At 62.0% G+C, this 25,331-nt stretch carries 39 protein-coding genes and 1 tRNA gene; 1 reads left to right on the top strand and 39 read right to left on the bottom strand.

Translation table 11 applies throughout. The annotated features are described in order from the left end of the window. Window positions 1-324: 324 nt before the first annotated feature. From ACRQ5Q_RS16895 to ACRQ5Q_RS16705, 39 genes are all read right to left on the bottom strand, one after another. Window positions 325-603, bottom strand: a complete 279-nt coding sequence (locus ACRQ5Q_RS16895; protein ID WP_439399052.1) for a hypothetical protein — start codon at window positions 601-603, stop codon at window positions 325-327. 344 nt (window positions 604-947) lie between these two features. Continuing rightward, window positions 948-1,172: a hypothetical protein gene (locus tag ACRQ5Q_RS16890; RefSeq protein ID WP_439399050.1), complete on the bottom strand. Its 225-nt coding sequence runs from the start codon at window positions 1,170-1,172 to the stop codon at window positions 948-950. Between the two features lie 90 nt (window positions 1,173-1,262). Further along, on the bottom strand, window positions 1,263-1,958 hold the full coding sequence (locus tag ACRQ5Q_RS16885) for a transcription termination/antitermination NusG family protein (RefSeq protein ID WP_439399048.1): 696 nt from the start codon (window positions 1,956-1,958) through the stop codon (window positions 1,263-1,265). Between the two features lie 375 nt (window positions 1,959-2,333). Beyond that, complete coding sequence (locus ACRQ5Q_RS16880) at window positions 2,334-4,526, bottom strand: phage/plasmid primase, P4 family (protein ID WP_439399046.1); 2,193 nt, start codon at window positions 4,524-4,526, stop codon at window positions 2,334-2,336. Then, the gene (locus ACRQ5Q_RS16875) at window positions 4,523-5,212 is read right to left on the bottom strand and encodes a DNA methyltransferase (RefSeq protein WP_439399044.1); all 690 of its coding nucleotides are present in this window, start codon (window positions 5,210-5,212) and stop codon (window positions 4,523-4,525) included. Before ACRQ5Q_RS16875 ends, ACRQ5Q_RS16880 begins: the two co-directional genes overlap by 4 nt. Continuing rightward, on the bottom strand, window positions 5,209-6,402 hold the full coding sequence (locus tag ACRQ5Q_RS16870; RefSeq protein WP_439399043.1) for a DUF7146 domain-containing protein: 1,194 nt from the start codon (window positions 6,400-6,402) through the stop codon (window positions 5,209-5,211). The genes ACRQ5Q_RS16875 and ACRQ5Q_RS16870 overlap by 4 nt, the downstream gene beginning before the upstream one ends. After that, on the bottom strand, window positions 6,402-6,680 hold the full coding sequence (locus ACRQ5Q_RS16865; protein WP_439399041.1) for a hypothetical protein: 279 nt from the start codon (window positions 6,678-6,680) through the stop codon (window positions 6,402-6,404). Before ACRQ5Q_RS16865 ends, ACRQ5Q_RS16870 begins: the two co-directional genes overlap by 1 nt. Next, window positions 6,677-6,883: a hypothetical protein gene (locus ACRQ5Q_RS16860; RefSeq protein ID WP_439399039.1), complete on the bottom strand. Its 207-nt coding sequence runs from the start codon at window positions 6,881-6,883 to the stop codon at window positions 6,677-6,679. The genes ACRQ5Q_RS16865 and ACRQ5Q_RS16860 overlap by 4 nt, the downstream gene beginning before the upstream one ends. Continuing rightward, window positions 6,883-7,170, bottom strand: coding sequence for a hypothetical protein (locus tag ACRQ5Q_RS16855; protein WP_439399037.1), 288 nt, complete (start codon window positions 7,168-7,170; stop codon window positions 6,883-6,885). The genes ACRQ5Q_RS16860 and ACRQ5Q_RS16855 overlap by 1 nt, the downstream gene beginning before the upstream one ends. Beyond that, window positions 7,167-8,405: a hypothetical protein gene (locus tag ACRQ5Q_RS16850; protein WP_439399035.1), complete on the bottom strand. Its 1,239-nt coding sequence runs from the start codon at window positions 8,403-8,405 to the stop codon at window positions 7,167-7,169. The genes ACRQ5Q_RS16855 and ACRQ5Q_RS16850 overlap by 4 nt, the downstream gene beginning before the upstream one ends. After that, entirely contained in the window at window positions 8,402-8,620 is a 219-nt protein-coding gene (locus ACRQ5Q_RS16845) for a hypothetical protein (RefSeq protein WP_439399034.1), read from the bottom strand. The genes ACRQ5Q_RS16850 and ACRQ5Q_RS16845 overlap by 4 nt, the downstream gene beginning before the upstream one ends. Then, complete coding sequence (locus ACRQ5Q_RS16840) at window positions 8,617-8,814, bottom strand: hypothetical protein (RefSeq protein WP_439399032.1); 198 nt, start codon at window positions 8,812-8,814, stop codon at window positions 8,617-8,619. Before ACRQ5Q_RS16840 ends, ACRQ5Q_RS16845 begins: the two co-directional genes overlap by 4 nt. Beyond that, window positions 8,811-9,104 (bottom strand): hypothetical protein, encoded by a 294-nt coding sequence (locus tag ACRQ5Q_RS16835; RefSeq protein WP_439399030.1) that lies wholly within the window; start codon window positions 9,102-9,104, stop codon window positions 8,811-8,813. The genes ACRQ5Q_RS16840 and ACRQ5Q_RS16835 overlap by 4 nt, the downstream gene beginning before the upstream one ends. Before the next feature lie 98 nt (window positions 9,105-9,202). Continuing rightward, on the bottom strand, window positions 9,203-10,540 hold the full coding sequence (locus tag ACRQ5Q_RS16830; protein WP_439399029.1) for a hypothetical protein: 1,338 nt from the start codon (window positions 10,538-10,540) through the stop codon (window positions 9,203-9,205). After that, a complete protein-coding gene (locus ACRQ5Q_RS16825; RefSeq protein ID WP_439399027.1) occupies window positions 10,540-10,785 on the bottom strand; it encodes a hypothetical protein in 246 nt (81 codons plus the stop codon). Before ACRQ5Q_RS16825 ends, ACRQ5Q_RS16830 begins: the two co-directional genes overlap by 1 nt. 69 nt (window positions 10,786-10,854) lie before the next feature. Next, window positions 10,855-12,783 carry a ParB/RepB/Spo0J family partition protein gene (locus ACRQ5Q_RS16820; RefSeq protein WP_439399025.1) on the bottom strand — a complete coding sequence of 643 codons (1,929 nt, stop codon included), beginning with the start codon at window positions 12,781-12,783 and terminating at the stop codon, window positions 10,855-10,857. A gap of 16 nt (window positions 12,784-12,799) precedes the next feature. Then, on the bottom strand, window positions 12,800-12,961 hold the full coding sequence (locus ACRQ5Q_RS16815) for a hypothetical protein (protein WP_439399023.1): 162 nt from the start codon (window positions 12,959-12,961) through the stop codon (window positions 12,800-12,802). After that, the gene (locus tag ACRQ5Q_RS16810) at window positions 12,958-13,188 is read right to left on the bottom strand and encodes a hypothetical protein (protein ID WP_439399022.1); all 231 of its coding nucleotides are present in this window, start codon (window positions 13,186-13,188) and stop codon (window positions 12,958-12,960) included. Before ACRQ5Q_RS16810 ends, ACRQ5Q_RS16815 begins: the two co-directional genes overlap by 4 nt. Then, the gene (locus ACRQ5Q_RS16805; protein WP_439399020.1) at window positions 13,185-13,508 is read right to left on the bottom strand and encodes a hypothetical protein; all 324 of its coding nucleotides are present in this window, start codon (window positions 13,506-13,508) and stop codon (window positions 13,185-13,187) included. Before ACRQ5Q_RS16805 ends, ACRQ5Q_RS16810 begins: the two co-directional genes overlap by 4 nt. Then, complete coding sequence (locus tag ACRQ5Q_RS16800) at window positions 13,505-13,726, bottom strand: hypothetical protein (RefSeq protein ID WP_439399018.1); 222 nt, start codon at window positions 13,724-13,726, stop codon at window positions 13,505-13,507. Before ACRQ5Q_RS16800 ends, ACRQ5Q_RS16805 begins: the two co-directional genes overlap by 4 nt. After that, window positions 13,723-14,043 (bottom strand): hypothetical protein, encoded by a 321-nt coding sequence (locus ACRQ5Q_RS16795; RefSeq protein ID WP_439399016.1) that lies wholly within the window; start codon window positions 14,041-14,043, stop codon window positions 13,723-13,725. Before ACRQ5Q_RS16795 ends, ACRQ5Q_RS16800 begins: the two co-directional genes overlap by 4 nt. Continuing rightward, the gene (locus tag ACRQ5Q_RS16790) at window positions 14,040-15,095 is read right to left on the bottom strand and encodes an MT-A70 family methyltransferase (RefSeq protein ID WP_439399015.1); all 1,056 of its coding nucleotides are present in this window, start codon (window positions 15,093-15,095) and stop codon (window positions 14,040-14,042) included. The genes ACRQ5Q_RS16795 and ACRQ5Q_RS16790 overlap by 4 nt, the downstream gene beginning before the upstream one ends. Continuing rightward, window positions 15,092-15,922, bottom strand: coding sequence for a DUF6551 family protein (locus ACRQ5Q_RS16785; RefSeq protein ID WP_439399013.1), 831 nt, complete (start codon window positions 15,920-15,922; stop codon window positions 15,092-15,094). Before ACRQ5Q_RS16785 ends, ACRQ5Q_RS16790 begins: the two co-directional genes overlap by 4 nt. Next, the gene (locus ACRQ5Q_RS16780; RefSeq protein ID WP_439399011.1) at window positions 15,919-16,995 is read right to left on the bottom strand and encodes a DUF5131 family protein; all 1,077 of its coding nucleotides are present in this window, start codon (window positions 16,993-16,995) and stop codon (window positions 15,919-15,921) included. The genes ACRQ5Q_RS16785 and ACRQ5Q_RS16780 overlap by 4 nt, the downstream gene beginning before the upstream one ends. Beyond that, on the bottom strand, window positions 16,995-17,993 hold the full coding sequence (locus tag ACRQ5Q_RS16775) for a reverse transcriptase domain-containing protein (protein WP_439399009.1): 999 nt from the start codon (window positions 17,991-17,993) through the stop codon (window positions 16,995-16,997). The genes ACRQ5Q_RS16780 and ACRQ5Q_RS16775 overlap by 1 nt, the downstream gene beginning before the upstream one ends. Before the next feature lie 338 nt (window positions 17,994-18,331). Beyond that, window positions 18,332-18,772: a diversity-generating retroelement protein Avd gene (gene avd / locus ACRQ5Q_RS16770; protein WP_439399007.1), complete on the bottom strand. Its 441-nt coding sequence runs from the start codon at window positions 18,770-18,772 to the stop codon at window positions 18,332-18,334. Between the two features lie 21 nt (window positions 18,773-18,793). Next, complete coding sequence (locus ACRQ5Q_RS16765; RefSeq protein WP_439399005.1) at window positions 18,794-19,693, bottom strand: hypothetical protein; 900 nt, start codon at window positions 19,691-19,693, stop codon at window positions 18,794-18,796. An 80-nt stretch (window positions 19,694-19,773) separates the two neighbouring features. Next, window positions 19,774-19,950 carry a hypothetical protein gene (locus ACRQ5Q_RS16760; RefSeq protein ID WP_439399003.1) on the bottom strand — a complete coding sequence of 59 codons (177 nt, stop codon included), beginning with the start codon at window positions 19,948-19,950 and terminating at the stop codon, window positions 19,774-19,776. Further along, on the bottom strand, window positions 19,950-20,135 hold the full coding sequence (locus ACRQ5Q_RS16755; protein WP_439399001.1) for a hypothetical protein: 186 nt from the start codon (window positions 20,133-20,135) through the stop codon (window positions 19,950-19,952). The genes ACRQ5Q_RS16760 and ACRQ5Q_RS16755 overlap by 1 nt, the downstream gene beginning before the upstream one ends. After that, window positions 20,132-20,467, bottom strand: a complete 336-nt coding sequence (locus ACRQ5Q_RS16750) for a hypothetical protein (RefSeq protein ID WP_439399000.1) — start codon at window positions 20,465-20,467, stop codon at window positions 20,132-20,134. The genes ACRQ5Q_RS16755 and ACRQ5Q_RS16750 overlap by 4 nt, the downstream gene beginning before the upstream one ends. After that, window positions 20,464-20,799, bottom strand: a complete 336-nt coding sequence (locus ACRQ5Q_RS16745; protein ID WP_439398998.1) for a hypothetical protein — start codon at window positions 20,797-20,799, stop codon at window positions 20,464-20,466. The genes ACRQ5Q_RS16750 and ACRQ5Q_RS16745 overlap by 4 nt, the downstream gene beginning before the upstream one ends. After that, the gene (locus ACRQ5Q_RS16740; RefSeq protein WP_439398997.1) at window positions 20,799-21,206 is read right to left on the bottom strand and encodes a hypothetical protein; all 408 of its coding nucleotides are present in this window, start codon (window positions 21,204-21,206) and stop codon (window positions 20,799-20,801) included. The genes ACRQ5Q_RS16745 and ACRQ5Q_RS16740 overlap by 1 nt, the downstream gene beginning before the upstream one ends. Further along, complete coding sequence (locus tag ACRQ5Q_RS16735; RefSeq protein ID WP_439398995.1) at window positions 21,203-21,634, bottom strand: hypothetical protein; 432 nt, start codon at window positions 21,632-21,634, stop codon at window positions 21,203-21,205. Before ACRQ5Q_RS16735 ends, ACRQ5Q_RS16740 begins: the two co-directional genes overlap by 4 nt. A 121-nt stretch (window positions 21,635-21,755) precedes the next feature. Continuing rightward, on the bottom strand, window positions 21,756-22,082 hold the full coding sequence (locus tag ACRQ5Q_RS16730) for a hypothetical protein (protein ID WP_439398993.1): 327 nt from the start codon (window positions 22,080-22,082) through the stop codon (window positions 21,756-21,758). Then, the gene (locus ACRQ5Q_RS16725) at window positions 22,079-22,261 is read right to left on the bottom strand and encodes a hypothetical protein (RefSeq protein ID WP_439398992.1); all 183 of its coding nucleotides are present in this window, start codon (window positions 22,259-22,261) and stop codon (window positions 22,079-22,081) included. Before ACRQ5Q_RS16725 ends, ACRQ5Q_RS16730 begins: the two co-directional genes overlap by 4 nt. Further along, entirely contained in the window at window positions 22,258-22,500 is a 243-nt protein-coding gene (locus tag ACRQ5Q_RS16720) for a hypothetical protein (protein WP_439398990.1), read from the bottom strand. The genes ACRQ5Q_RS16725 and ACRQ5Q_RS16720 overlap by 4 nt, the downstream gene beginning before the upstream one ends. A 16-nt stretch (window positions 22,501-22,516) precedes the next feature. Then, window positions 22,517-22,593: transfer RNA gene (locus ACRQ5Q_RS16715), tRNA-Met, on the bottom strand. Between the two features lie 724 nt (window positions 22,594-23,317). Beyond that, the gene (locus tag ACRQ5Q_RS16710; protein WP_439398988.1) at window positions 23,318-23,530 is read right to left on the bottom strand and encodes a hypothetical protein; all 213 of its coding nucleotides are present in this window, start codon (window positions 23,528-23,530) and stop codon (window positions 23,318-23,320) included. A 775-nt stretch (window positions 23,531-24,305) separates the two neighbouring features. Then, window positions 24,306-24,551, bottom strand: coding sequence for a hypothetical protein (locus tag ACRQ5Q_RS16705; RefSeq protein ID WP_439398987.1), 246 nt, complete (start codon window positions 24,549-24,551; stop codon window positions 24,306-24,308). Here ACRQ5Q_RS16705 and ACRQ5Q_RS16700 point away from each other — a divergent pair. After that, window positions 24,541-25,281 carry a phage repressor protein gene (locus ACRQ5Q_RS16700; protein WP_439398985.1) on the top strand — a complete coding sequence of 247 codons (741 nt, stop codon included), beginning with the start codon at window positions 24,541-24,543 and terminating at the stop codon, window positions 25,279-25,281. The two genes, ACRQ5Q_RS16705 and ACRQ5Q_RS16700, sit on opposite strands and share 11 nt — an antisense overlap. Window positions 25,282-25,331 lie beyond the last annotated feature (50 nt).

The raw sequence follows: 25,331 nt of genomic DNA, 5'->3' as shown, positions 1-25,331 counted from the left end.
GTCGAGCGGCGCGCCACCGTCACGGCGCTCCACGATATGATCGGCGAACATGCGATGCCCTGGCGCTGCCTTCGTGCAGCGCTGGCCATTCTCAACCCACTGACAACGACCGCTCGCATTGCGAATGACCTGATCACGCCAAGCCCTGTGCGCATCGGTCAGGTAGTGCGGGTCAACCGTCTTGGGTTCGGGCCTAACCGTGAAGCCGCTCGACCGTGGTACCAGCGGCGCCAACGTCCTGATCCCTGCCATATGTCACCGTCGAAAGATCAGGCCGCTCGACTGAACAAGCGGCCCGAAGTCAGGGAAGAGACGCGAAGCGAGTTAGGCCTGTCCCTTTGGGCTGCCGCTCGACAAGGTCTCAATCGTTCTGCCCTTATCGTTCACGATGTAGGCATGCCCCATCAGCGGCGGCAAATCGTCTGGACGTGAGCCGGGGGGCAGGTCACGCGCCGCGCCTATGTCGAACCGACAGTCGCCCTCGCTCTCGCTATGCAACGTGACCTCATAGAAGCCGCGCATGTCGTCTACGAGGATGGTGAAACTGTTAGCCGATCGGATGATCCGTCGGCCATCGTGGCCGTAAAGCTTGATGGTAAACACTGATCGTACTCCTGGTCGTGGTTGTAATGATGGTTGTGGGGACAGGACCGAACTGCTCCTACCCCACACAAAAGAACGGCCCGCACGGTTTGCACCGGCGGGCCAGTCGTAGGGAGGAAACGCACGCCCATGAAGGGCAGCGACAACAGGGCTAACCGGATGCCGCACAACCTATGCAAATAGAAACGCCGACCACATTGCTGTGGCCGGCGCCTGTTGCCCTCACGTGCCGAGAAAGCGACTTCGCTGCACAACCTATGCAAACACAGAAGCCCCGGGCGTTTCCGCCTCGGGGCTTCAGGTAGATTGCCAGCTGTCCGCTCCAGCGATCGTTTATGATCTAATCATCCTCTGCGGCGACTTCGTTTCCAGCTTGTTCCGTTCTTCGAACCAGCAACTGGGTCATTCGCTACATCCATCATCAGCATCGCCAGCTTGCGGAGGTGGCTGTGGCTGCGATCATTGACGCCGACAAGACGCTCCAACTGCGATTGTGCCGCCGCGCGCCGCTCCTCTCGACGCAATGCCAATTTTTCCTTATTTTCTGATGGATATTTTCGGCCGGGCATAGCTTCGCTTTTCCCACGCTATCCCGGTTTTACCGAGCATTTCGCGCTTCATCCGCCATCTCCGTTCCACACCTCCGTTGCCGGCAGGTACTAGGAGAGGCCCAAGGCTTTCCGCAATGTCTGATTCCGCTTCTCAGAGTCAAGATCTAGTAGCCGGTCTGGAAACGCAGACCACGAGTATGTTGCGACGACCTCATCGTCCTGCTGTTGCCGCTTGCCGCGCGTGCGCTTCTTCGCTGGCGGCCGGCACTCCGCGTTCTCGACTGCCCGAATTTGGTCGATTAGGTCATCGCTGACAACGATTGCGCGCCCTCGTGCAGCCAATTGAGCATGCCGCTGTAGCAAGGCCGCCCGCTCACGAGACACCCCAATCCCCACAGCAATTTCGTCAACCGTCTGTCCGCAGAGTTGTAACAGGGCCATATCGGGCTTCGATGCCATGATCTGCGACACTCCCGGGATCTCTGCGATCCGCGACCAATGCCGGTCGATGTCCCAGACGAACACGAAAATATAGCCCGGGAAAATCAGTCTCCGCCGCGTAACCTTGCGACCGCGCCTCACCTCGACGATCTCACTTTCGGGTACGAAGATTCCGAAACGGCGCTCGATCAAGACCTTCTGCACATCGCGCTGCGCAGGCTCGTATGCCTCGACCAGATGCCAGCGTGGTTTAGCTCCCTCGACGATCTCCGCGTTTCTCGGATCATAGGTCTGGACGGGCCGCAGCAGTTCCGCACGCACCTCCGGCGACAGGTATTCGAACGCCTCGGCGATCGGCTTCATTCGATAGCTCCAACATCTCGATTTTCCACCTCGATTTGTTGGCCGTCAGTCCGCGAGAAACTGTACCAATCGGGTACAGTTTCTCCGGGAGGATGATCGGGAGCTTGCCCAGAGCACCCATCAATCCTCCCGGCGCTCTTCAAGTTATTGGTGTCATGAGGTTTTCACTTTCATTTTGGGAGGATGGGAGGATTGGGAGTATCTCTACGCATACATAGAGATATTAGTTGTCGCCTTTGGCGCGCCCTACGCGCGCGCACGCCCGCGCATGTGTATGCGTGGAGAAGCTCCCGATTTACCCGCAACCTCCCATCTTCAATAAATCCAACATCTTAAGACCGAATCGATTCTTCCCATTTCGGGAGGATGGGAGGATCAGATCTCGACATCGCCCGCGCTTTCATTCCCATCATCACCGGTGGACACGCGAATTGGGTTGCCCTGAGCATCGACGAAGTCATTGACACTCTTGATCAGCTTGAGATCGAGCCACCACATGACGTCGCTTTGCTTCCGCTCGTATCCTCCGCGCTCATCCAACGCCAACGAGAAGCCCCGATTTTTCCAGGGCGTCTCTCCCGACGATTTGCACCAGGCTTCATAGACCTGATAAAGCACGGAGGATTGCACGCGAGATCCAGCCTCACGGACCGTGCAGTGTTCAAGAAAGCGGCCGAGCACGTCCGATGTCGCGAAGTATTTCGCCGTAGCCTCGGTGACCTCTTGCGGTTCGGTCAGGCCGTTATCGAGCCAGGACCGCAGCCCATCCAGCATCCAGTTCAAGATGCCGCTCGCCTCGGCCTTGAGCTTGTCAACCAGCTTTATGTCGCGCTCTTCCTTGGGGATGGTGACGCTGAATGGGACCAGCAATAGCCGGCTCTTGATGCCCTCATCCGTGCCCGACAGCACGGGCTTGTAGTTCCCCTGGATGGTCAGTTTGAACTCGGGCAGGAAAGTGAACATGTCACCCTGCAGGTGCCGCGCATCCATCGGCTCACCGCCGGTGACGAGTTTGATCAGCGCCTCAGCAAGTCTGGCGTTCTTCTCCGGCTCTGACGTGCGCAGCAAGCGAACGCCCGGCAACTTCGCGAGGTCGGGCGTCGCCTGGCCGCCGTTGCGAGGCTTGCCTGCGTCAAGAAAACTCTCGATCGGGACGCTCTGCGCGTAGTCGCCGGCGACGTACGAGACGGCGTTGACCAGCACGGATTTGCCGTTGCGGCCCTTGCCATACAGAAACGCGAGCTTGTGCGCTGATGTATCGCCGGTGAGCGAGAGCCCGAACCACTGTTGCAGGAATAAACGCATCTCGGCCTTCGGCTGGACTCGCGCCAGGAACTTATCGAATTCTGGTGCGGTCGCCGACGGATCATAATCGACCGGCGATACCTTTGTGATCATGTCGGCCGGATTGTGCGGAGTGAACTGGACGTAGTCGCCTTCTTCACACTTGCGGACCACGAGCGTGCCGTTGTTGACGTTGATCTTCATGCGGTCGGCATCGAGCTGGCCATAACCGACCGAAAGATATGGCGCGCCTCTCTTTGACAGCGCGCCTAGCTTTTGCGCGGATTCGGACGTCCGCCCCCATTTTGCGAGCTTTTCGGAGTAGAGCACGACGCTATCGTCGCGCTTGACCTCAACCACGAAGTCGCAGGCGCCTTCCTTAGGCTCAGCGACGTCGCGCCGACCGCTATCAGCCACGCAGTCGGCTTCCAGCTGGATGGCGCGGACGGTTTCGTGTTCAGCAATCATCACCCGCTCAGCGCCGCTCTCGCTCGACCAGCGCCTTTTATCCCATGCGAGCCAGCCCCGCTGCCGCCCAGGCGACGTCGTGGCGAGCGCCGTATTGAAGAGCAGCTTGCCGCGTTGCCGCTCGCGAAACCGCTCTGCATTGCCGAGATCAGTCAGAGGAAAGAATGCCAGCCGCATGTTGAGCGCATCTCGATCCTCTGGCGGCGCCTCATCGCCTCCCCCGCTCCCCGCTGATGCAGGAGCTTCCGGCGATTCTCCCGTTTGGGAGCTTGTAAACTCGTTGCCCTCTGCGGGGGGCGCGGGGGCGGCCGGCGACGACGGCAGCGACGCGGCCTGGGAAGATGGCGGATGCTGGTGCTGCTCCGGAGGTAAATCGGCAGGGAGGGTCGTTCGGTCGCCCGCCTCTCGCGGGCGCCCATTGATGTGAGGTGCTCCAAGCGCCGCTGAAGCGGCGCGTCGCACCTCCGATAGATCCGCGGGAGTCTTTTTGCCGAGCTTGAGGCCGGCGGCGATCGCGCTCTTGATGGGCTTCGCGCCAAGGTCACGGATCAGACCGATATCGACCGCAACGGCGTCGAGTGAGGCCTTGGCGAGCGGTTCGGCGATCGCGCCGGCTGCCGCCAGTTCCCCGAGCTGCTCGGCGAGTGCAGACAACGCCGGCAGACGATCGTCGCCCTCGGTCACCCGCAGTCGCGTCAGTCCGGCGCTCATCTGCTCATTTCCGAACTTGCGCTCGGCCTGGGCGAGGGTTGCGGGGTCGACGTCGACGAACGCGGGGGCGTTGTCGACCATGTCGAGGACGGCTTCGATGGTCATAGAGCCAGCCTCGCCTGCTTCAGGCGACCAGCAATGCGCCGGCACGCTAGGTCAAAATACTTCTGCTCGAGCTCAATGCCGACAAAAGGTCGATCAGCATCCACCGCTGCCAGACCGGTCGTGCCACATCCCATAAACGGATCGACGACAGCTTTTTCAGAAGGGGGCAAGAGACTGATACACCATGCCATCAGGGCGATTGGCTTCTGCGTAGGGTGCAGTCTCGCCTGTCCCGTCTCGCTCGCCTTACACACGCCGTTCCAGAGGTGCCGAAACGCCTTGGCAGTGATTGGAAGATCCGTCCATGCCATCTCGCCTTCTGCGAACGTCAGCTTACTCGGTGCGCAGTATTTGTCCCAGAACAACCATCCCTGCCTATCGGGTAATCGGCTCGCGTAATTGTTGGCGCCCCAAAGGATTCGATGTCTAGCCGGGCAAGTGAGCAGAAACGTCGGGTCGAATGCCACGTCGTCGCCCTTCACGACGTTGCCGCGGCGATTTTCCCAAGTTCGTTTTACCGTTGTGCCGCCGCGCGCAGTGAACCTTCCCCCGCTTCCAGGCATGTACGAAATGCCATAAGGCGGATCGCTAACGATATCGCCGATATTGGGAATCTCCCGAAGCGCTTCACGCGCATCAGCAAGGTAAAGCGTGACACGATCGGACAGATGTTCAGTGCGGTTCACACAGCCCTCAGAAGATCGTTAAAATCCAGTCCCGCCGGCGCAAACGCGATCCGGATCACGCGCCCTGCCCGCGCGTAGCGGCGCGCGGCGCGTTCCATGGCGTTCTCGGTCAGCACCTTCTCGCTGTCGCCGTCGCCGAGCAGGATGAGCTCCTGGACGGAATCCGGGATCGAGAGGCCGGGATCATCGAGATCCGGGAAGCGATCCGGCACCTTCTGCGGCTTGCCGTCCGGCCGCTTCAAGGTCGGGTGGTTGACGGTCTTGTTCGCCCGGCCGGCGAGATTGCCGAGGTCGCCGGCGGCCCAGAAGGCCATGTCGTCGAGCGACCGGCCCGCCTGATACATCGCCGTCCAGACCGAGAGCACGGTCTCGATCCCCTCGCCGATCACCAGGCGCAGTGGCGCCTCGTGCATCTGAATCGCGATATAGGCGCCCGTCTTGGATCCGCGCATTTTCTTGGAATTGAGGACCTCGCCTGAATCGGGGTCGAGGATCTCGGCCTTTACCGGCGCCGCCGGCGTTACTTCATCAGGTGACGTAATGACGTTGAGCCAGGTCAGGTGCAGCCCGCCAAATCTCCCGTCCGGCCGGATGAAGGCACCTACCATCGCCGGGCCTTCGTGGATCTTGCGAGGGCCCGCCTTGCGGCCGTGGTCGTCGATGTTCTCGCCATGCCAATACGGCATCGCCGGCGCGAAGCGAAGGCCCGGGCATCGCTCCGGCAGCTGAAGTCCCCGCCCCTCCAGGTAACGGGCAGCTATCGTGTCGTGGATCGGCTGGGTCTGCTTCCATGTCCGATGAAGCCGCTTGCGCTCGGCCTCGCGATAGTCGGCCGAGGTCTTTTCCCGCGCCAGGCGCTTGCGCTCGCGCTCCTCGAACAGTTCCTTGGCGCGCGCTGCGTCGATCGCGGTACGGCCGCCAAGCTTTTCGATCGCGGCGCGGAAGTCGCAGCCTTCGACCTTCTCGACCAGGCGGATGACGTCGCCCCCGTCTGGGCACACCGCGCAGACCCAGCTCTGGTCCTTCTCGATCACCTCAAAACGCTGCGAGCTGACGCGGCCGCCGCAGATCGGGCACGGGCCGACTAGCTTCCCGCCGGCGCGGCGCAGTTTGGTATAGCCGGAGGCGATGTCCGAGATCGGGTTGCGGGCGCGGATGTCATCGAGCTCGTCGTCGGTGATGCGCGCCATCACTTGGCCTCGCACGTTTCGACGTCGGTGTCGGTCGCAAGAAGCGTCTGCGCAGTCATCCGCTCCCTCAGGCGATCGATGATGACCTTGTCGGACAGGATGGCGTCAATCAGGCGGACCATGCCGACGAAGTCGTCGCGCTTCCTGACCTGCTCTGGCATTGGCTGCTTGAGTTCGCCGGCCCGCAGGCGCGCGTCCTGGGCGATCTCGATGGTCTCAGCCGCGATCTGGGCGGTCTGCTGCATCCGGAAGAGCGTGGATTTGGCCGGCGGCTTCATGCGTCCGTGCCCCGCGATCGAGCCAGGCGCACAACATCGACCCAAGGATTAGGCCGCTTGAATTCACCAATCCGATTGATGTAGACCCATATTGCCGCCCAATAGCCAAACATCTGAAAGTTGTAACGCCGCAACGAATCCCATGCCTTTTGCTCGGCTTCGTCCAGCTCATGCTGCAACTTCTTGTAAGAATAGGCGACCATCAGGAGCCGGGCTCCGAGGCGCGGTTTGGGCGCGTCATTGAGGATGAGAGCGGTCGCCAGTGGGTCGGGTAGACACCTTCCAGTAGTTTGTAGACCGTCCCGCGAACCATCACGCCCGGCTGCTGTTCGTGCTCGCGGGTGTAGCTTCCGGTGCGGATTTGCCAACGCCTTTGCACGGGCGAGAAGTGCCCGATTTCGATGTTCCCGCCCGGCATGCGGAGTTCAGCGTCCTTTTCATCTTCTGTCGAAAGAGATGCGATCGGCTTCCACATTTCGGTGACCGTCATGGCTTGCTCGCTCCAGTGAGAGCGGCAAGCTCGTCGGCGCACCTGCGGAGCGACGTCGCCTCCACATGGTTCACGTCGCCTTCGTCATCGTCGCCGCGATCGAAGCACTCGTCGGCTGCTTCATCGTGCTGCCGGGCTTGGGTGCGCCATTTGTTTGCCAACTTGATCACTGGCGTTGGCTGCGGTTCATTGAGGATGACAGCCGCTCTGATGCGCTCGTCATAGTCGGCTTGCGCCGCCGCCTTGGCCTCGTCCAGCGTATCGAACGAACCGCGCACGGGCGAGCATGGGCAAAACCCTTCAATGTTGAAGTTCTCGCACCAAATGTATTTCTCGTTCAGGTTCTTTACGATCCAAAACACCCATGGATCGCCAGAACTCCATACGAGTTGACCCTTTAGCTCGCCCTTCCCCTCAGCCCATTCGAGCGGACGAACTTGCACGGTTGCGGCAGACGGCCGCGGTTGAGCGCCGCTGAGCGCTCGGTCTAGTGCATTGAGTGCGGCCATTCCGTTGCCGGCAATGTCGTTGCCGTGGGTGTCGAGCGAATATTCGATGTAGGCTCGCGCCTTTTCCATCACTTCTTGTGCCGTGTCGGCAGATCGCTGCGGTTCATTGGCGGAGCTGTCGAACGCCGTATGCCAACTCTGCTTTGCGACCCACGCCCCAAGCCACAAGGACCACAATGCCTCAATCCACTGGTCCGTATAGTTCGGGCTATCTTGTCCCGGATTGCGTGCTGGCTTGAGTTTCCAACCGACTATGCCGAGCATTTCGCCGCGCCAGCGCCGTTCAGTGGGAACGTATGTATCAAGCCATTTAACGATAGCGGCTTCGAAGGTAGGACGGGCATAGCGCTCGATCTCGAGTTCCTTGAGATCGTGCCCGTGCGGTTCACTATAACCACAAATATCACAGGCAAATGTTCCCACAGGGTCAGACAGAGGCTTCTGCACTCCCTGCGGTTCAGGAGGCGAGAGTGGGTAGGCTGCTTCGCGGCCCTTATCGGTTATCACCCAGCCGGGTGGCTGCGGCGGCCCCGGTATCGCTCGATCCATTTCAGCAGACCGAACGAACCCGTGTTTGGCCATCTCTCGCATCGCCGCCATTTCAGCGTGGCGAAACGCCATGTCGTCGGCGAGCGGAACGCAGCCGTTGCTCCATGCTCGCCTTAAAAGCTTGACCATGAACGGCGTCAATTCAAACGCGTTCTCAGGCTTCCAACGCTCGGTCATGGCTGGCTCCATTTCCAATGGTTTCTCCCGTAGACGACCCACAGGGCGATGTTCATGGGCAGTAAGCCCCAGGCGCCGACAACGCAAATCCAGAGCAGCCATAGGGCCTGATTGCCAAGACCGATCAGCCAAGCCTTCGGATGCTTGTTGCCGGCGAGAAGCGTCATCCAGATTGTGATCGCCGATAGGAGCCAAGGTACGTAGGTCGCGATCATGAGCCGGTCTCCAATGCGCTGCGCTTGGCCTCGGCTGCGGCGACGGAGCCTTCGACCCCCGCGGGACAGTATTTATTGGGGCGCTTCCGGAAGTTCTTGAAGCGCTGGACGAAGCCGTACTCGAATTGTCCGTCGCCGATCTTGCGCAGATAGGTCTCTCTCGCGCTCCCAGCTGACCAACTTTTCCCGGTCATTTGCATTCTCCGTTTTGTGCTTGCTGCGCGACCGTGCAGCCGTAAAGCTGATCCGGCGTTGGCCGCGCAGGTTGATGGGTCAGGACATAAATCGCAGCTAACCATGCGGGCGACGTCACAAAGATTGCGCACCCAAGAAAGAACAAAAGCGCAGACGTCTCTCTGAAGAAGGCGATTGCGAAGCCCGACACAAGGGCCATCAAACCGATTGCGGCAAAAACGAACCATCTGGGGAGGAGAATATTCCCCATCCAAACTAGATCAGTCATGATCGAGAGTGCGTTCATCATTCACCACCCCATTCCGTATTTCATGATGGCTAGAAAGCCGATCACGAAGGGGAGCAGCGATAAAAGCACGGCGGATTCGTCCAGCGTGAAAGGTTGCTTCAAGACCACCTCCTCTTAGCTTTTTGCTCGGAGGCGAGCTTGTCGGCGATCCGATCGTATATCTCGGCGACGGCCTCAACTGACACAGTCGTCCATGGTGTGAACGACTTTCGATACTGAGCCGCCGCCTCTCGGCAGTCGGCGGCAATTTCTGCGATCGTCGGCACCCGCGCCGCTTTTACTTCTTCGGGAGTATGATGGTGAGGCGCGTTCTTTCCGCAGATCGGACAGGTGAATGTGCCCTTCAATTCTTCAGTCATGGCAATGTTTTGCTGATCGAAATGTGAGGTATGGCGCTCACCCTCGGGGAGAGCATTGCGCGCAATCTGCTTGATCGTCTCGTAATTGGCCTGCCAGGGGGCGTCGCCTAGATTTCCCTGAACAATGGAGCGGAGAGCGGCATACAGGTCGCCAGTGATAGTTTGATACTTACAGATGATCTTGCGAGCCAAATCCGGTGTGAAGTCGCTATCGTCGTCTGGAATCTTTGGAAGGTCACTTTCCTCCGAAGCAGATCTCTGCGGTTGAGCGTTCATGCGAAGGATCGTGTCCGCCGCTTCCTCAAAGCCAAATATCTCGATTGAGCGACCGCCGCGCGAGCGCATGAATACGTGGCTCTGGATTACCTTCGCGATGTCGTCTCGCGCTTCGTTGGTCTCGGCAGAGGGGCGCGGAAGCTGCGCGGGGGGCGCTGCTTTGCCTTCGCCGACGATGAAGCACAGCGCCTTGCATGGCCTGTCATGCTCTGGATTAATCTTCCCGCAGACCTTACATTCGCCCCATACCGTCTTCGTCTCGGCCCGAGCGGCCGGCGACTGGGCGGCCTCCTTTGCAGCGCGCTCAGCCCCCCAGATGTCAAGGAGTGCGGACCTGTGCCACCAATCATGGATCAGCGTCGCCAGATCCCAGCGCGAGACCAGCGCCATTTCGGCCGGCGCTCGCGGATCGTCTCGGTCAATCGACACGCGCAGGCGCTTCTCGGCCAGAGCCAGGTGCTGGCCGACCGGATCATTGTGGGGATTCCACTCCTCGATCGTCTTTGGATAGTCTTCGTTCTTGGAGTCAGCCGACCAATGCGGGTGCGGATCGCCAAGCTTCGCGCCGTTCAGCGTTCCTTGGGCACGACCTGCAGGTAGGCCTTCGAGCATGTGCCGCACCATCTCCATCGCCTGCTGAGCATCAAGCAGGTTGGTACCGATCGGCTCATATTTCGCCGGGTGAGCCGTGTGCTCGTTGAACGTCCTCTTGAAGCTGATCCCGCAATCCGGATTGAAGTTCTCCGGCAGCTTCCAGCCGAGGAAGCGATCGACCATGTGCTTGATTTGGTCTTCCGTCATTATGCCGTCCCTCCCGCCGGCACCAGGCCGGCCGCTTGCATCCAGTCATTGATCTTGATGGCGGCCAGCCGCCGTGCGTCGGCGATATCGGCCACAGGCCACCAGGCGATGCTTGCACTCGCATCGGGCAAGGTCAGGCGGAAGCAGGCCTGGTGCCGGCCGGCCTCGAGCGGAATGATCTCGCCGACCCTCACCTTGCCGAGCAGAACGGCTTCGCGGCCGAGCGTCAGAGGCTCGAACGACACAACGCCTTCGTGAAGTTCCGCAGATGCCGCTGATGCGCACATATATAAAGTGTCCGATCAGGAGTAGCTTCAGCGCTTTTTCTTGGCAGTCTTCTTGACCGACTTTTTCGCCGCTGCTTTCGCCGGCTTCTTAGCCCGCGACGGCGCAAGCTTGCCTGACGGCTTCTTCACCGGCGGCCCGTCATAGCCCTTGGCGCGCAGCTGCAGCGGCAGCCAGTTGGTCGGCGGCACGTTCTCGACCGCGAAGGCGGCAATCTCGGCTTTCGAGCCCTTCGCCTGCTGGCGCGCGATATCAGCGCCCAGGGCCTCCTCGATCGCTTTGAGGCAGAGTGTCTTGTTGACGCCCGCGAAGTAATCCTTGGCGTCGAAGGCGCCGCGCAGCGCGGCGTTCAGCACCTTCGGCTCGATCGCGTTGCAGATCGAGACGACCGAGTCGCGTTCGTCGACGCCGCCGTTTAGGCTGGCATTCTGGAAGTCCAGCGCGCCGGCGGCGACCTGGACCAGAAGGTCCAGCTTCTCGGCCGGCTTCAGCTTCTTCGCGAGAGCCAGCGTGCGCGGCAGATCGTCGGGCTGTCCGAACAGCTTACCGGGCGCGCCGCTCATCCCGAGGCCGCTGACGGACACCTTGACGCCGTTCCCGCCATAGGTGTCAAAACCGGCGAGCAGGACTGCGAGCGCCAGAGGCGTGTCCTGGATCAGCGCCGTGGCAGCCGCATGGGTGAGCTGGACCGAGAGACGATGAAGCAGCGCGTTCGAGATCTCCGGCTCTTCAGGTGCCGCCTTGGCCGCCGCCGACGGCGGCTTACTCGATCCAGCCTCAGCGCCATCACCATCATCGCGGGCTTGCGACGCCCTCGCCTCTTCCGGACGCTTAATGCCCGCCAGAACGACCAGCCTACCGTCCTCGATCGTGACGATGCAGCCCAGCTGCTTGCGCTTCTTTTCGTTGTAGCTGCGGATCCTGACTGCCTGCTCGATCGCATCGACCTCGAGCGCCAGCTGGACCTCCTCCTGTTCGATCTCGCTGGTGAAGACGTCGCTGTCGTCGAGTTCGGCCAGCCGGGCCCGCAACTTCTCGAGCTGCTGTTCCTCGTCCCCCTCATAGACCTTCGTCTTGACCTCCGAGATCGGCCAATGCCGCGCGCCGGAAGGGAGATCCGAGAGGACTTCAGCCCAACCCCATCCGGCTGAGGTGAACTCCTCGCACTTCGCGATCAGCAACTGCCGCGCCATCTGCTTGAGCAGGGCTTCGTCGGTGATGATATGGGACGTGCCAAAGAGATCCTCGGTGACATGGCCGCCGGCGGCGCGATAAGCCTCCGTTCCGACGACATTCAGCAGCTGGGTGATCTCTTCATCCGTCGCATAGGCGCCGAGCTCGCGCTTGACGTTGTGCGCCGTGATCGCGTGCGCCTTGTCTAGTTTCGCGAACAGCTTATCCTGGGTGACATGGTCGAGCGCGAGCGTGAAGGCCTGAGCGATCTCCGCCTTGATGTCGCCTTTGCGCCACGCGTCACGGATATTCGCGCTCAGCCGACCGAGCGCCAGCGCCTGGCGGACCTGCTTGCCACTCAACCCATACTGACCGGCAATCTCTTCCTCGGACTTGCCATGCTGCTCCAGGCGGGCGAACGCCTCGTACTGATCGACCGGATGGAGCTGCTCGGCAGTGATGGCCGTTGTCAGCGAGTACTCGAAGGCCTTGGTCTCGTCGACCTGGTGCATGGTACAGGGAATCGGCAGCTCCGATCCCTCGGCCTCGATCATTCGTAACGCCGCGAGGCGGCGGTTGCCGTTCGCGACCGAATAGAAGCCTTCGCCCGAATCCTTGACGACCAGGTTCTCGATCAGGCCGGACGGATTGTCGTCAGAGCGGTTGGCGAAAATGTTGGCCGCAAGCGCGGCGATGCCGTCCTCCCGGCCGGCGACGCGGGCGTTGATGCCCTCGCCGTCTTCGTGGCCGAACTTGAGCATCTTCAGCGGGACCTTGATATCCATGGCAGTGGATTTCCCTTCAGGTTCTGTTGGGTGAGTGTTGGCGGATGAGCTCGGCAGTCTGGCGATAGCGCTTGAGCAACAGCTCGCGCGTGCTGTCGGCGCCACTCGCCGTGATTGGTGCTAGCGCCTCGAGGATGGCGATCTGGTTGAGCAGGATCTGGCGTTCGATGTCGGTCATGCGCCCTCCCGCTCTGCGGTCAGATCGCGCGCAAGGTCTGTGGCCCGATTGAGATCAATGATGAACTGGTCGACGTCGTCCGATCTCAGCAGGATGAACCCGTCGCCATGTTTCATGCGGATAGTAACGTGCCCGGCCTCGCTCTCGATCTTCCAATCGCGGATCGACTGGCCGGTCATGTCGTCGTCGTCCCGGAGCGTCCGTTCGGTGGTGATGCGTGCGCTCATTGATCGCCCTCGACCAGGTAAGCCGCGGCGCGACCCAGTGGCGATGCCGGCGAGCCATCCGGGTTGCGCTTCATGGCATGGAAGATGTCCGCCGGCGGGCAGCCGTACTGCAGCAGCATCGACATCAGGATGGCGCCGTCGGATGCGAGCACGTCGAGATGCGAGTTGGCCTTCTGCGCGTTAAGAAACACCTCCATCACCGGACCGACGCGACTGCCGAACACGTCGCGGCCGAGACCGACCTTGTAGCGCTGCTCGTCATGTTCGATCGCTACTGTCTCATGAGCGCGGCGATCTGCCAGGCGATGACGGCGGGTCAATTGTCGAGCCCTTTCTTTTCGCCGCCCATGACGATCCGGTCCCGCACGGTGCGCAGATCGGCGATCACGTCTTCGACGTTCTCACAGCCGATCGTGAGCTGTGCGTGCACGTAGTCGTCCTGGTCGAGCAGATGGACGTGGATTGCTCTGCAAGCCGGGTTTGGGCACGTACCGATAGCGATGCTGTGCGCGTTGAAAAACGGACGCTCCATCGTCATGGCCGCGCTCCCGAGGCCGATATCGACAGGCTCGAAACTTCAATCCGACGGCGATCGAGCGCGCTACGGCCCGGAAGCGGATCGCCGAAGAATGCTGCGGTCAAAGACTGATGTTCTGCGGGCGGCGGCTTAGAGGCCGCAGCCGCCTTATCCGCGCGAATGCGTTCTTTCGCGCGTTCATTCTCCCATTTCGATCGGGAGCTTTTGGGCTGGCGCCCGAGCGCTTGATCGATCGCGGACCAGCTCACGCCATCGGCGCGCATGCGCTGAAGAGTGGCCCATTCTTCCTCAGTCCAGACTTTCCGATTGACGCTCATGACGCTACTCCTGTCCACTCAAGTTCGTCTCCCCAAGAGACCCAGCCTTTTCTCGGCCGCCTTGCCTGCAGCTCGAGATAATCGCCCTCGGTCAGGCGCTCGATCCGATCGAGCCATTCGTCGGGCTTACGGGAATGCTCCATCACCGGGGCTATGATCAGCTGACGCACGTCGGCGTAGAGGCGCTTCGGATTGCCTTTGGTGGCAAGCCAGCACTGCTCCGGGTTGGCGCGGGTCCAGTAGCCCTGCCCCATGTGCCAGCCTTCGCCGGATGCGTTCTGCTTGACCCAGGTGAAGGCAGTGGTGACGTGCTTCAGCCCCCAATGCGCCAAGAGGTCCAGCGCATCCTGCGGACACCAGTCGACCATCCACATGTAGAAGGCGCCGTCGTCGGCGAGCAGCTGGCCGACGGGCAAGTCCTTGATCTTGTCGACCTCTTCGGTCTTGTAGTGGACGTTGGCTGACCGGCCCTCGCCGGCGGCCGAGCGCGTCAGGAATTTCCACTGCGGGTCGGAGCCGATCGAGCCGAACCGTTTTCCCGTCAGCGCCAGCGCGCCGAGATCGGCGACGCAGCCGCCCTTCTCGGTCCGCGCCGCGTGCGCTGCGCGCCGGCCGGCGATTTCGGCTTCCTTGGCGGCCGCCTGAACCGGATCGACCAGGATGGCGCCGCCGCTCCGGATCTTCTCGCGCGCACTTGCGATCACCTGCTCGAGCTTGTCGTCGCCGAGGGCTGCGGCCTTCTGGGCCCTTGCCGAGAGCTTGCGGTCAACACCGATGTCCGAGAGCGTGACGCGATCGGCTCCGGCTTCTCCCTTCGGCTTCCGCCCTTCCGCGATCTGCCCGGCTTTCTTGGCCGCGGCGAGCAGGATGCCCAGCCGGTGCTCGGTTCGGATCTGCAGCGCGATCGCGTCTTCGAGCAGGGCCTTGTCCTGGATCTGCTTGGCATAGAGCTTGACGTGCTCGATCTCGTCTCGGATCGAGAGCACCTCGTTGACTTGGGTGGCCTCGGCAAGCGCGACGCGGGCGCGATCGTATGCGGCGAGCAGGGTCATGCGGCGACCCCGAGTTGCTGCTGGAGGCCTTTCGTCAGTTCGCGCTCGAGCACCTGCCTCGTCGAGGCGCCTTTACTGCGCGAGGCTTCCGTCGCAGCGTTCCGCCACATGTCGCCGAGATTGAAAGCCTCGAAGGCACTCTTCAGCGCAGCTTCGTTCCTGCACCAGATCGGCGATCGGGCCAACACCTCGACCGTAGACGTGATGATGGTCTGGTTCAGCTCTTCCGCCACACCATCGCCGGAATGGACGATCGCCTTCAGGGCCAGCGTGACGACCTTAGCGCCGTGCCGCTCAATACCTTTCTCGATCGAGCCGACACAGAACGTCTCGTAATCCCTACAGGATTGAAGCGATCGGGCGATGCGGACGCCGGCAGCTTTGCAGACATCGAGGACCTGCAGAGCTGTGGTTTCGTTCGCGGCGACAGCGGCATGGAAGAGCTGGACCTTGTGCGGCCTGGTGGTATTGGCGTTGATCGCGCGGAAGGCCTTGGCCTGTTCCCCACGGGGCGCCTCGACGACGTAGCACGGCACCTTCTCGATCCCGCAGAGCGCCGCCGCCGTGCTGCGATGCTGACCATCGACGATGGCGTATTTGCCGCCGCCGATCGCCGAGACCATTACGGGGGAGAACATGGACCAGCAGAAGTTTTCCGCGATGTGGCGGATGTTCTTCCGGCCGACGTTCGAGATCTCGCGCTGATACTCGGGATCGACGACCAGCGCCGCAATCGGTAGCCATTCAAGCTTCGGAGGCAGGCCGAAGGTCGCCGGAATCGCCAGCTTTGCATAGCCCTTGGTTTCGATCGGGCGCAGTGCGCTCATGCCGGCACCCGCGGGAATTCGTTGTGCTCGACGCCGTCTAGCTTGCGGCCGATAGCTTCCTTCTCTTTCGATTCCTTTGTTGGATGGAAGTAATTGACGCCGCCGTGTGCGCCGAGCGTCTCCATGTCGCCTTGGAGCGGGACATAGCGACCCCACCGCTTGAAGAAAAAAGCAACCTTGGCAGCAGCGCACTGGTCGCGCGGCGCCCGCGCCCAGTCCGGATGCATGGGGCGCGCGGTGCTCCCACTCTCGCCACCGACGATCACCCAATCGAGGGTGACCTGCTCAAGATCGATTCCACCAGGCACGACCTTTTCGTCAAAGACCATTCGGGGGTCATTGGGATCGTTCTCGACAAATGCGAGCCATGGCGCGAGATCGATCGGGCCGAGCAACGGCTCAAGCGACACGAACCGCACGGCCGCCGGCGTCGCGCACAAGTCCGGGATCCGCTCATCCGCTTCCGGCTGCCATTCGGCTGAGACGCCGAGCCAGACGTTCGGCAGCGGACCGGTCGGAAGCGTTCGCCTCTGAAGGCCCTCCAGCAAGAGCGGACGGATGTTGGTCATGTAATCCGGGTTGGCAGCCATCCAGTCTCGCTCAACACGATTGAGCAGCGCGCTCCACGGAGGACAGACGAACCCACGTGGAGCGACGTTCGAGCCGAACAGCCGCTCCATATAGTCCCGCATCCGCTTCGCGCGCTTCGTCAACACCTGGAACGTATGCTGAGGACACAGCGCCATGACCGCAAACATGCGATCGAGCATCTCGTCGGTGATGAAGTCGGCGAAGGCGTCCGTCATCGAGCAGACGAAGATCTTGCGCGGCTTTTTCCAGCGCAGAGGCTGGGTGAGCATCTGCTCGTCGAGGAAGATCTCGATGTCCTTGCGGTGGCCGGGCTTGAACGGAAGGCCCGTGCCAAGGCGCTTGTTGAAGCCCTCGGAATAGCAGTGCTCGCAGCCGGTCGTGGCGTGCTCGCAATGCCAGCCGACCTTGCCGGTCTTCAGGTTACGGGCCCGAATCGGATTCCAGCTAGCATTCGTCCATTCGATCGCGGATCTATCCGCCATCACCGCTCCTCCCGCTGCCTTGGCAGCCCAAGGCTCTTGATCAGATTGCCGCTGTCGGCCCAGCTGGCGTGCCCGAGCCATGCCGCAAGAAATTCGTGCAGGCGCTCGTCGTCGCCGCGGGCACGTAACGCCGCGATGGTACGGCGGGCTCGGATCACGCTGTCGCGACGCAGTAGCTTGTGGCCGGCCCAGATCCGGTAGCCGAGGAAGTTGATGCCGCGGGAGACGCTGGCAACCTGCCATTTGGAGAATCGAAGCCCCAACTCGCGCGCGGCATAGGTCTCGATCTCATCCTTGAGCCGGCGCAGATGTGCAGACGAGCGGCCGAGCACGACGAGATCGTCCATGTAACGGTACCAGAGCCGCTCGCCGAGATCCTGCTGCAGGTAACGATCGAGCGTGGCGCCGGTGTAGAGATTGGCGAAGATCTGCGAGGTCAGACTGCCGATCGGCAGACCAATGCCGCTCCGCGGCACCATGGTCTCGATCAGGGCAAGCGTCGCCCGGCAGGAGATTTTTGCCTCGATCAGCCGCCACAGCACGCTTCGCTCGATCGAGGCGAAGTAGCGCGAGAAGTCGGTCTTGAGGAAATACGGATCGCCGGCGCGCGCCTCACGGCGCAAGTCGCTCTGCAACTGGATTACGCCGGCATGGGTACCCTTGCCGGGCCGGCAGGCATAGGCCCGTGGCAGCAGCGCGGCATCGAAGATCGGGCCGATCACCAGACACAATGCCTGCTGCGCGATCCGGTCGCGAAACGGCAGCGCCTGGATCAGCCGGCGCTTGGGATCGAGGATGAAAAACTCGTGCGGCTCGCCGGCCACATAGCGGCCATCTGCCAAATCACGCGCTAGGTCGGCCAGGTTGAGCGCCGAGAACTCTTTGAAGGCGAGATAGCCAGGCGTCAGCCGCTTGCCGGCCGAGGTGAGACGAAGAGCTTCCTCCATGTTGCGGGCGGAGACGATCTTGCCGATCAGGTTGCGGTAGCGTCGCGCCATTGCGATGCTCGTTCCAATTCCAGGATTGACGCGGCGGCGACGTGCCGGCCGCGGGTCTCGACGACGGTTCTGCGCTGAACCGCCGCTACGCCCCGCTCTGCCGGACCGCGCAGTGTGTTCGCCGAAGCAGGAGAGATGGGCTGACCACAGTTGTGCTGTGACCGGCCGGCGAGGCCATGGCCCGCGCCGAGCGATAATCACGAAGCCGTCGTCACTGCGGCCGCGGGCGCCGATGTTCTCGTTCGAGTTGTCCGCCCAGTTGTCGAGGTTCGCGTAGCGCGAGCCCGCGTTGCCCTCGTTCAACCAGTACCCGCCGAGGATCGAAGCGCGCGGCGACATCATTGCCCCGCCTCCCCCTTCCGCACGCCGCTAGCGTGCGAAACCTTATGTGTGCCTGTGGCTGCGCTGAGCTTCTTCTGCCATGCGTTCAGCATGCCGCCTGGTTGCGCCAGAAGGGCGAGCGCGGCGATATGCTGCTTCGGCGTCAGGATCTTGATATCGCCGCGGGCCAGGAAGCGAAGGAAGGCGCGCAGCGTCGCGAATTCGGCGTCGATGGCATATAGCCGCGAGATCTGGCGCGACTTTGCCGCGTGATAGAGACCGCCGATCGGCGTGAACAGCGCCGCAAGCACGGTGTCGCGAAGGACACCATGCTTGCGCGGGCTGTTCTGCAGGATCGGATAGAGATAGGTCACGAAGGCCTCGTATCTCTCGACAATCGCCAGGGCTTCCGTTGCCGAATTGTCGTCCCTGACGATCATCGAATGCAGTTCGCTCAAGAGGCGTCGCTGTCGCGCCGCCTAGCCAAGTTGCAGGTGGTCACTGCGGCCGCGGGCGCCGATGTTCCCGCTCGAGCTGCCCGCCCAGCCGCCGAGGTCCGCGTAGCGCGAGCCCGCGCTGCCCTCGCCCAACCAGCACCCGCCGAGGAGCGAAGCGCGCGGCTGATCGGGATCGCCATCGTGACCCCAGACCCACATGTTGCCGGTCGCCTGCATGAGGCCGAAGTAGCTGGTGCGCGGCGCGTCAAGATTAGTCCGACACGGGTCTTCGCCTGCGGCCGTCTTTTCGGTGACGCCGTAAGCCGCTGCTGCAAACTCCTCGAATGAGAGAAGCCGTTTGCCATGATGGGACATCACCGCGCACGCAGCGGCATAATCGAAGCGCTTGAACGGCTTGCCCGTGGCGGGATCACGCGGCAGATCGTCGCCGTCCGCAATGACGGTATCGAACGCACTGGTGCCGTTCTTCAAATGGTCGACGCCGGTAAGATAGATGTCGCACCAGAATTGCCGACCCGGCGCCGTCACGAGCACCATGCCGCGGGGATCGGCGCAGGCGGGGCGGTAATTGCGATCCCATAGAGAGAACAGGCTAATCGTAGGCACCTCATCACCGCCGGCGCGGCCCGTACCATTGCCGCCCGGAGCGAAATGGAAGCCGCCGAGACAGGCGTCCCCGCCGCCGTCGGCATATTTCACGGCGACAGGCACGCCGCCTTCGATCTGCACCAAGTAATCAGTACCGGGCTCCAGAGACGTGATTTTCACATCGCCATCGCCATCGAAGCTCATGCCGGAGAATGTCGTTCCATTCTTGATAGACAACTTGCCGAGGCCCTTGACCTCCAAGGCCGGCGAAGTCGGGTCCAACTTGGTGAGAAGCGGCGTCGCCGTTCCTTTGATATCAACTCGATCATTCATGTGTCATGCTCCATGTTCACCGGCTCGTGGCCGGAATTCTCTCGCTTTGGCCTGTGCCTTGGGTGTGCCGCGATCGCCCATCAGGGTCGCAGCTCCTCTTTCAGAACGAGCGCCAGATCGGCGCGATCGAGCATGGCCTTGAACGTATCGATAGCAGCGGGCATGCCGAGCGCGCTGTTGGCAGCCTGGCGAAGCGCGGCGGCGAGCCGGCGATCAACTTCGCCCAGGACCTCTTCGGGCGGGATAACGCGCACCATCAGTGTGCCCTCGCCTCATCTGGATAAACGGATGCGCCGAGCTCGCGGAGCGCATCAACGATCTCCTGCTCGCGAAGCTGCAACCGATCGAGCGCGGCGCGGTTGCGCATCTCGTCTCGCGAAAGATCGAGGACCTCGCGGTGCAGATCGGCATATTCGGCGCGCAGTCTTGCCACTTCGCTCATCGCCGCATCTCCTCGATCGCCGCCCGTTCATTCCGGAAGGCCTGGAAGGCATCGCCGCGTAGCAGGGGCAGCATGGCGCCGAGCGCCGACAGCCAGGGCGAGGTCGCCTCAAGCACATCGCTGGCGTAGAAGGCCTCCAGCAGATGCACGGCCGCCATCGCCGCATGGGTGCAGCGGGTGTGTTCGGCGGGCTGGCTGTCGTACTTGCGGATCTCGGCCGCAAGCCCTGGGAATGCCGGATCTCGCGCGATCGACTGGTAGCGCGCCGGCCTCGTCAGGGTCTCCTCGACGACCAGGATCAGCGCGTTGAGCGCTTGTGAGAGCGTCCTCATGGGCGATCCTTGTTCAGCTGACGGCTTTCGTTGATGACGAGCTCGACTAGCGCGGCCATGACGGCGTGCCAGCGATCCTCCGCCGGTGGCCACCTCGAGAGGTCCCGCGCAACCCGCGCAGTGCGCATCATGGTGATGGCGAGCAGCTTCACCGGGATCAGGAAGGAGGTCGTCTCGGCATCCTCGATCACCAGTAGATCTAGAAACAGTCGATCGGCGTTGTCAGCGAGTTGCTGCACAGAATGGTGATCGTCGAGGAACGCGGTCGCGTAGGATACGGCGTGACCGGCGATAAGGTTGGCCTGCTCAAGGCGCGTCAGATGCTGCTGCATCACCCCCTCCCCGTCGGAAAGGTGAGAACGACGGCCGTCCCCGAGGTGGATGCGAGACGGCCGCCGCTCTCGTTCTGCCGGAGGGCGACCGGCAACTGCGATTGATCGGGAACGCCCCAGGCGCGGAAGTCGCTGGCATCGCGCTTGCGCACGCCCCGGCCAAAGACCAGTTTGACGCGCTTGGGCTGAAACAGCTTTTCGTGTTCGCGTGGGAGGCACGGCATCTCGCCGAACGGATAGAAGAACGGGTCACCCGCCTCCGCCAAAAGGCCATAAGGGCGGACCCTCCGGCGAGTGACCCGTAACGCGCACGCCAACAAAAGCGCGATCAGAACGGAGGCGATGGGCAGCAGCACCAGGATCCAGACCAGCAGCGCGGTGATCGCATCGTGCAGCATCGGTGTCATGAATTGAGCCTCGCGATGACTTCGGCGATGGAGATGCAGATGTCGGTGGCGAGCAGCGCCATCAACTCCGGCTCTTCGCCATCCTGGGTGAGGATCAGGCAGCGCTTGCCGCGGCCGGCGAACCATCCGGCCTCAAGATGTGCCGACCGACCGCATGGCAGGATCAAAAGGCACGTATCCGCCCATTCCATCGCGCGCAGGTCGCTGACATAGCCGGCCGCCGCGATCGGGCTGGTCGTCAGCAACTCCCGATATTTCTTGGCCGACCAGGACTGCCAGTCTGGATCGATATCGCTCCAGGCAAATCCCGGCCTGCCATTGAAGGGCTTCCGGAAGTCATAGACTTCGTGACCGGCGTTACGCAGTGTCTGCACGATCCAAGGCTGATACTCGTTGCGCCAAGATGACGCGGCGTAAATTCGAGCCATTACCCCCTCCTGAATTTCGGGACGCAGAAGCTCACGCCCGGAAATGACCGAGCGGGTGCAGCTGCAGGTGATGTCGGGATACGCGAGAACGCTTACTGGAAACTGCGCGCGAGGGTTTCAGCTATCTAAGGCGGGCCCTCTCGGTCACGGCCATTGACTTGAACTTCGCCATCGCCTGCTCGCGGCTGGCGCCGATAATCTGCACGTCGGGGGCGCTGACGGTCATTGCCACGCCCCCGGGCTGCTTGCGCAAGGCGTCGATCTGCGCAGCCGTTGCATCGAGAACACCATCGAGAGCGCTGTGCACGTTCGCTGCGGCTCCTTCGATCTGCCCCGAAAGACCCAGCCAGCGTGCGGCCTCGTATTCCTTGAGGCGCGCCTCATAAACCAGGGTCGCGGCCATCTTTTGCTCCAGCGCCTGGCGCGTCTTCATTTCTTCCCGCGTCATGCCCCTTCCCCTTCGTCGTTCGCGTGAGAAGCGATCCGGACCTTGCCGACACCAAAGTCAAAGAACATGCGACCGCGGGCGAGGTTGAGATTGTCGCGATTACGATTGCGCCAGAGCGCATGCTCCAGCTCGGCGATGATCCTCGGGTCACCTTTCTGGACGTCGTCGATCTCGCTCATTCGCGCACCCCGTCCCCGGCGAGAATGCCGCCCTTCACCAGTGCCTCCGCCGCGATCGACGCTGCCGTGGCGGGATAACCGACTGATTGCCAGGTGTGATAAAGGGCGCAGAGATATCCGCGCTGAAAATCATCGTTGCAACCTTCGCGCGCGCACAGCTGCATCTGTCCTTCGATGCTGGCCTTGAGCGCGGCTTCCTTGTCCATCCGCGCCTTGATCTCGACGAGCAGCGGGATCATGTCGCCCTCCGGAGATTGGTTGCAGGGGTCAGATTCGAACTGACGGCCTCAAGGTTATGAGCCTTGCGAGCTACCGGGCTGCTCCACCCTGCACTGAATGTTGCCGATGACGAGCGATCGAGCCGGCACACCAGCCCTCCTGCCGCCGTCCCAGGAAACCTCTCTGACCTTCGGTGAGGTCTGATGCTGCCACCCTGGGCCTGGTCCGCGCATAGTCCCGCTTCTGCGCAGCATGCTCGGTTTATTTGTGGGTCAACTGACCAGTCGGGCGAGCAAAGCTGAATGGTTGCGGCACTCTCTCCGCCCGTCACACCACGTTCGCTGATGTTTGAGGTTCGCCCTAAAGCCGGCCAACTCAGCCTTCCGGTCCGCGCCGGTTCGCCTACTCGCAACCCTGTCGGCGCGGGCCCCATCATGGCATTGCCCGTGCTCGCCGCTTTGCCTCTGGTTGCTTTCGCCTGGGATTCATCTGAAATTGCAGGCGAGCCGCCATCGGCCCCTTTTCGGAAACCGCGATCGCGCGCGCCGCCGGCATTCACCGTGCCGGCGTAAGGCGGGGATAGAGCCCCGTCGCGATCCGAAAGGAGGTGATGGTGCCATGCGAAAGCGTGGCAGAAGCTCGAAGCATGTCTATGTCCGCCGGTATGCTCAATGGCGACGTGGCGAGCGCACAAGAGTGAGTGATCACTCGAAGGGCGCAGACCCGAAGCAAGCGAGCAAGCCGGACCCCCGGCAACTAGACCTGTTCGACCACGAATGACGGGTGTCGCAACCCCGTCAAACCGATGGCGGCTCACCATCTGGATACATTGATCGGTCATGCAGGCTCCTCCGATGTCGGCCGATCCAAGATCGGATAGAGCACGTCGATATCGAAACCGGCCTCCTTGATGAGCGCCCTTGCCTGGTCGCATTCCTCTCGCCAGTCCTCGATGTCGCCCTCGGCATACGAGAGGGTCAGCTCACCCTCAACGAGATGAAAGGCGAGACTTCGGCACAGCCTCTCGATCAGAGACGGGGTTTCGGTCATACCGCCCTCCGATGCGCGAATCGAATAGGATCAACCCTGCCGTCACCGGCACCCCATCTGTCACCAGCCGCAAGGCTGGCTCTTCCAGCCGCGCTCGCGCGTACTGAGCGAGTGGAGCGGCGGGCTGTATCCCGCCTGACAGACGAGGCCCAACCATGGCAACTCATGGCCGGGGGCCGAAAGACGTCTTTGTCCGTGGATATGGACGCTGGCGAAATGGAAAGCGTGAGCGGGTGCCAGCAGCACTCCGCTCGAACCGTCTCTCCCTTTCGTTGCGATCGTCCAAGGATCAGCTGTCCTTCGACTTTTACTGAACGGGCATCGGCCCGGACAGTTGCCGGTGACGGCAACTCATGAAGATCAAGCCCGCTTGCGGGGCCGTAGCTCGTCGAGCACCGCCATGAGGGCCTCGTAAGACGGCTCGCGCTCACCGCTGATGTAGAGGTTCGCCGCCCGCTCGGTGCAGCCAGCCCGTTGTGAGAGCACGGTTGCGGGCTTGTCAGGCCAGAGCGCGAGGCACGCAATACCAAATCTAGAGGCCCGGGCGCCCGGCGACTTTCGAAGAACGATTGTTCCTCGCGTTCTCCTAGGCCTGGACGGCGGCAATGTGCACGATTCGGCAATCGACATGACGCAACTCCGGACGCAACATATGACACAGACAAAAGCCGCTCAGACAAAAACTGGAGATCAGGTCCACGACGCAGTGCAGGAGTACCGCGCGGAGCGGGCGCGCTGGAATTGGTGGTGGCTGAAGCTGTGGCGCTGGGTGAGGTCATGAGGCCACCTGCTGCCGCGCCGGACGTTCGATTCCTTCCGGCCACTCTGTGTTGGCCGGCCAGTTGTCCGAGAACCAGCTCATCGTCTTCTCGAACCGGCGAACCTGAATGTCGGCTCCCTGTTCCATAGCTGAGAGCTTCTTGGTGTCACCCAGCGCCCGCCAGCTCGCCGTCGAAAGGTCAATGCCTTCCGCCGCTGCGTAAGCGCGCGCCACCTTGAGAAGCGAATCAATGCTGTCCATGCCCCACGATGGCGGTATTCCTACCGCTATGTCAACGGTCGTGTTACCGCTAGTTGGGGATTTCCTTGCCGGTCACACTACCGGTATGGCCGACAGAACACTCAAAGGCATCCTCAAGCGCGTCGAGCGCAGACTCAAAACCCTGGGCCTGAGTGCGCAGGCTGCATCCGAAGCAGCTGGATTGTCCAAGGATGCGATCCGGAACCTTCGCCGTGCCGCCGAAGGCGACCCAAACCGCAAGGGCATATCCTCCCGGACAGCACAGGGACTCGCGCACGCGCTGCACACGAACCTGAACTGGCTCGTCGAAGGGAACGGGCCAGAGGAGCCTGAAGAGGAGGCGGTCGACGAGGGCACCGTGCAGCTCGTTGGCTATGTTGGTGCTGGCGCCGAGGCACATTTCTACGCCGTCGCGCAGGGCGCTCTGGACTATGTGCCAGCACCCAGCGGTTCGTCACCGGAAACCAAGGCCGTCGAGATCCGGGGCGATAGCCTGGGCTCGTTTTTCGATCGCTGGCTCGTGTTCTACGACGATGTCAGGTCCCCCATTACGGATGATCTCATCGGCAAGCTGTGCGTCGTGGGGCTCAAGGATGACAGGGTGCTCATCAAGAAAGTTCGTGTTGGCTCGAAACCCCGCGTATTCACCTTGCTGTCTGAGCGCGAACCGCCGATCGAAGACGTCGAGATCGTTTGGGCCGCGAAGGTCAAAACGATGGTGCCGCGCTGAGGTAGCCACACCGAATGCGGTAATCTAACCGCTTTTTTGTTGACGCGGTA

The organism is Bradyrhizobium sp. PMVTL-01 (genome assembly GCF_051861855.1).
In the GTDB taxonomy this organism is placed as follows: Bacteria; Pseudomonadota; Alphaproteobacteria; order Rhizobiales; family Xanthobacteraceae; genus Bradyrhizobium.
The sequence above is the reverse complement of the archived record's forward strand: the minus strand, read 5'-3'. Positions and strand labels throughout refer to the sequence as shown.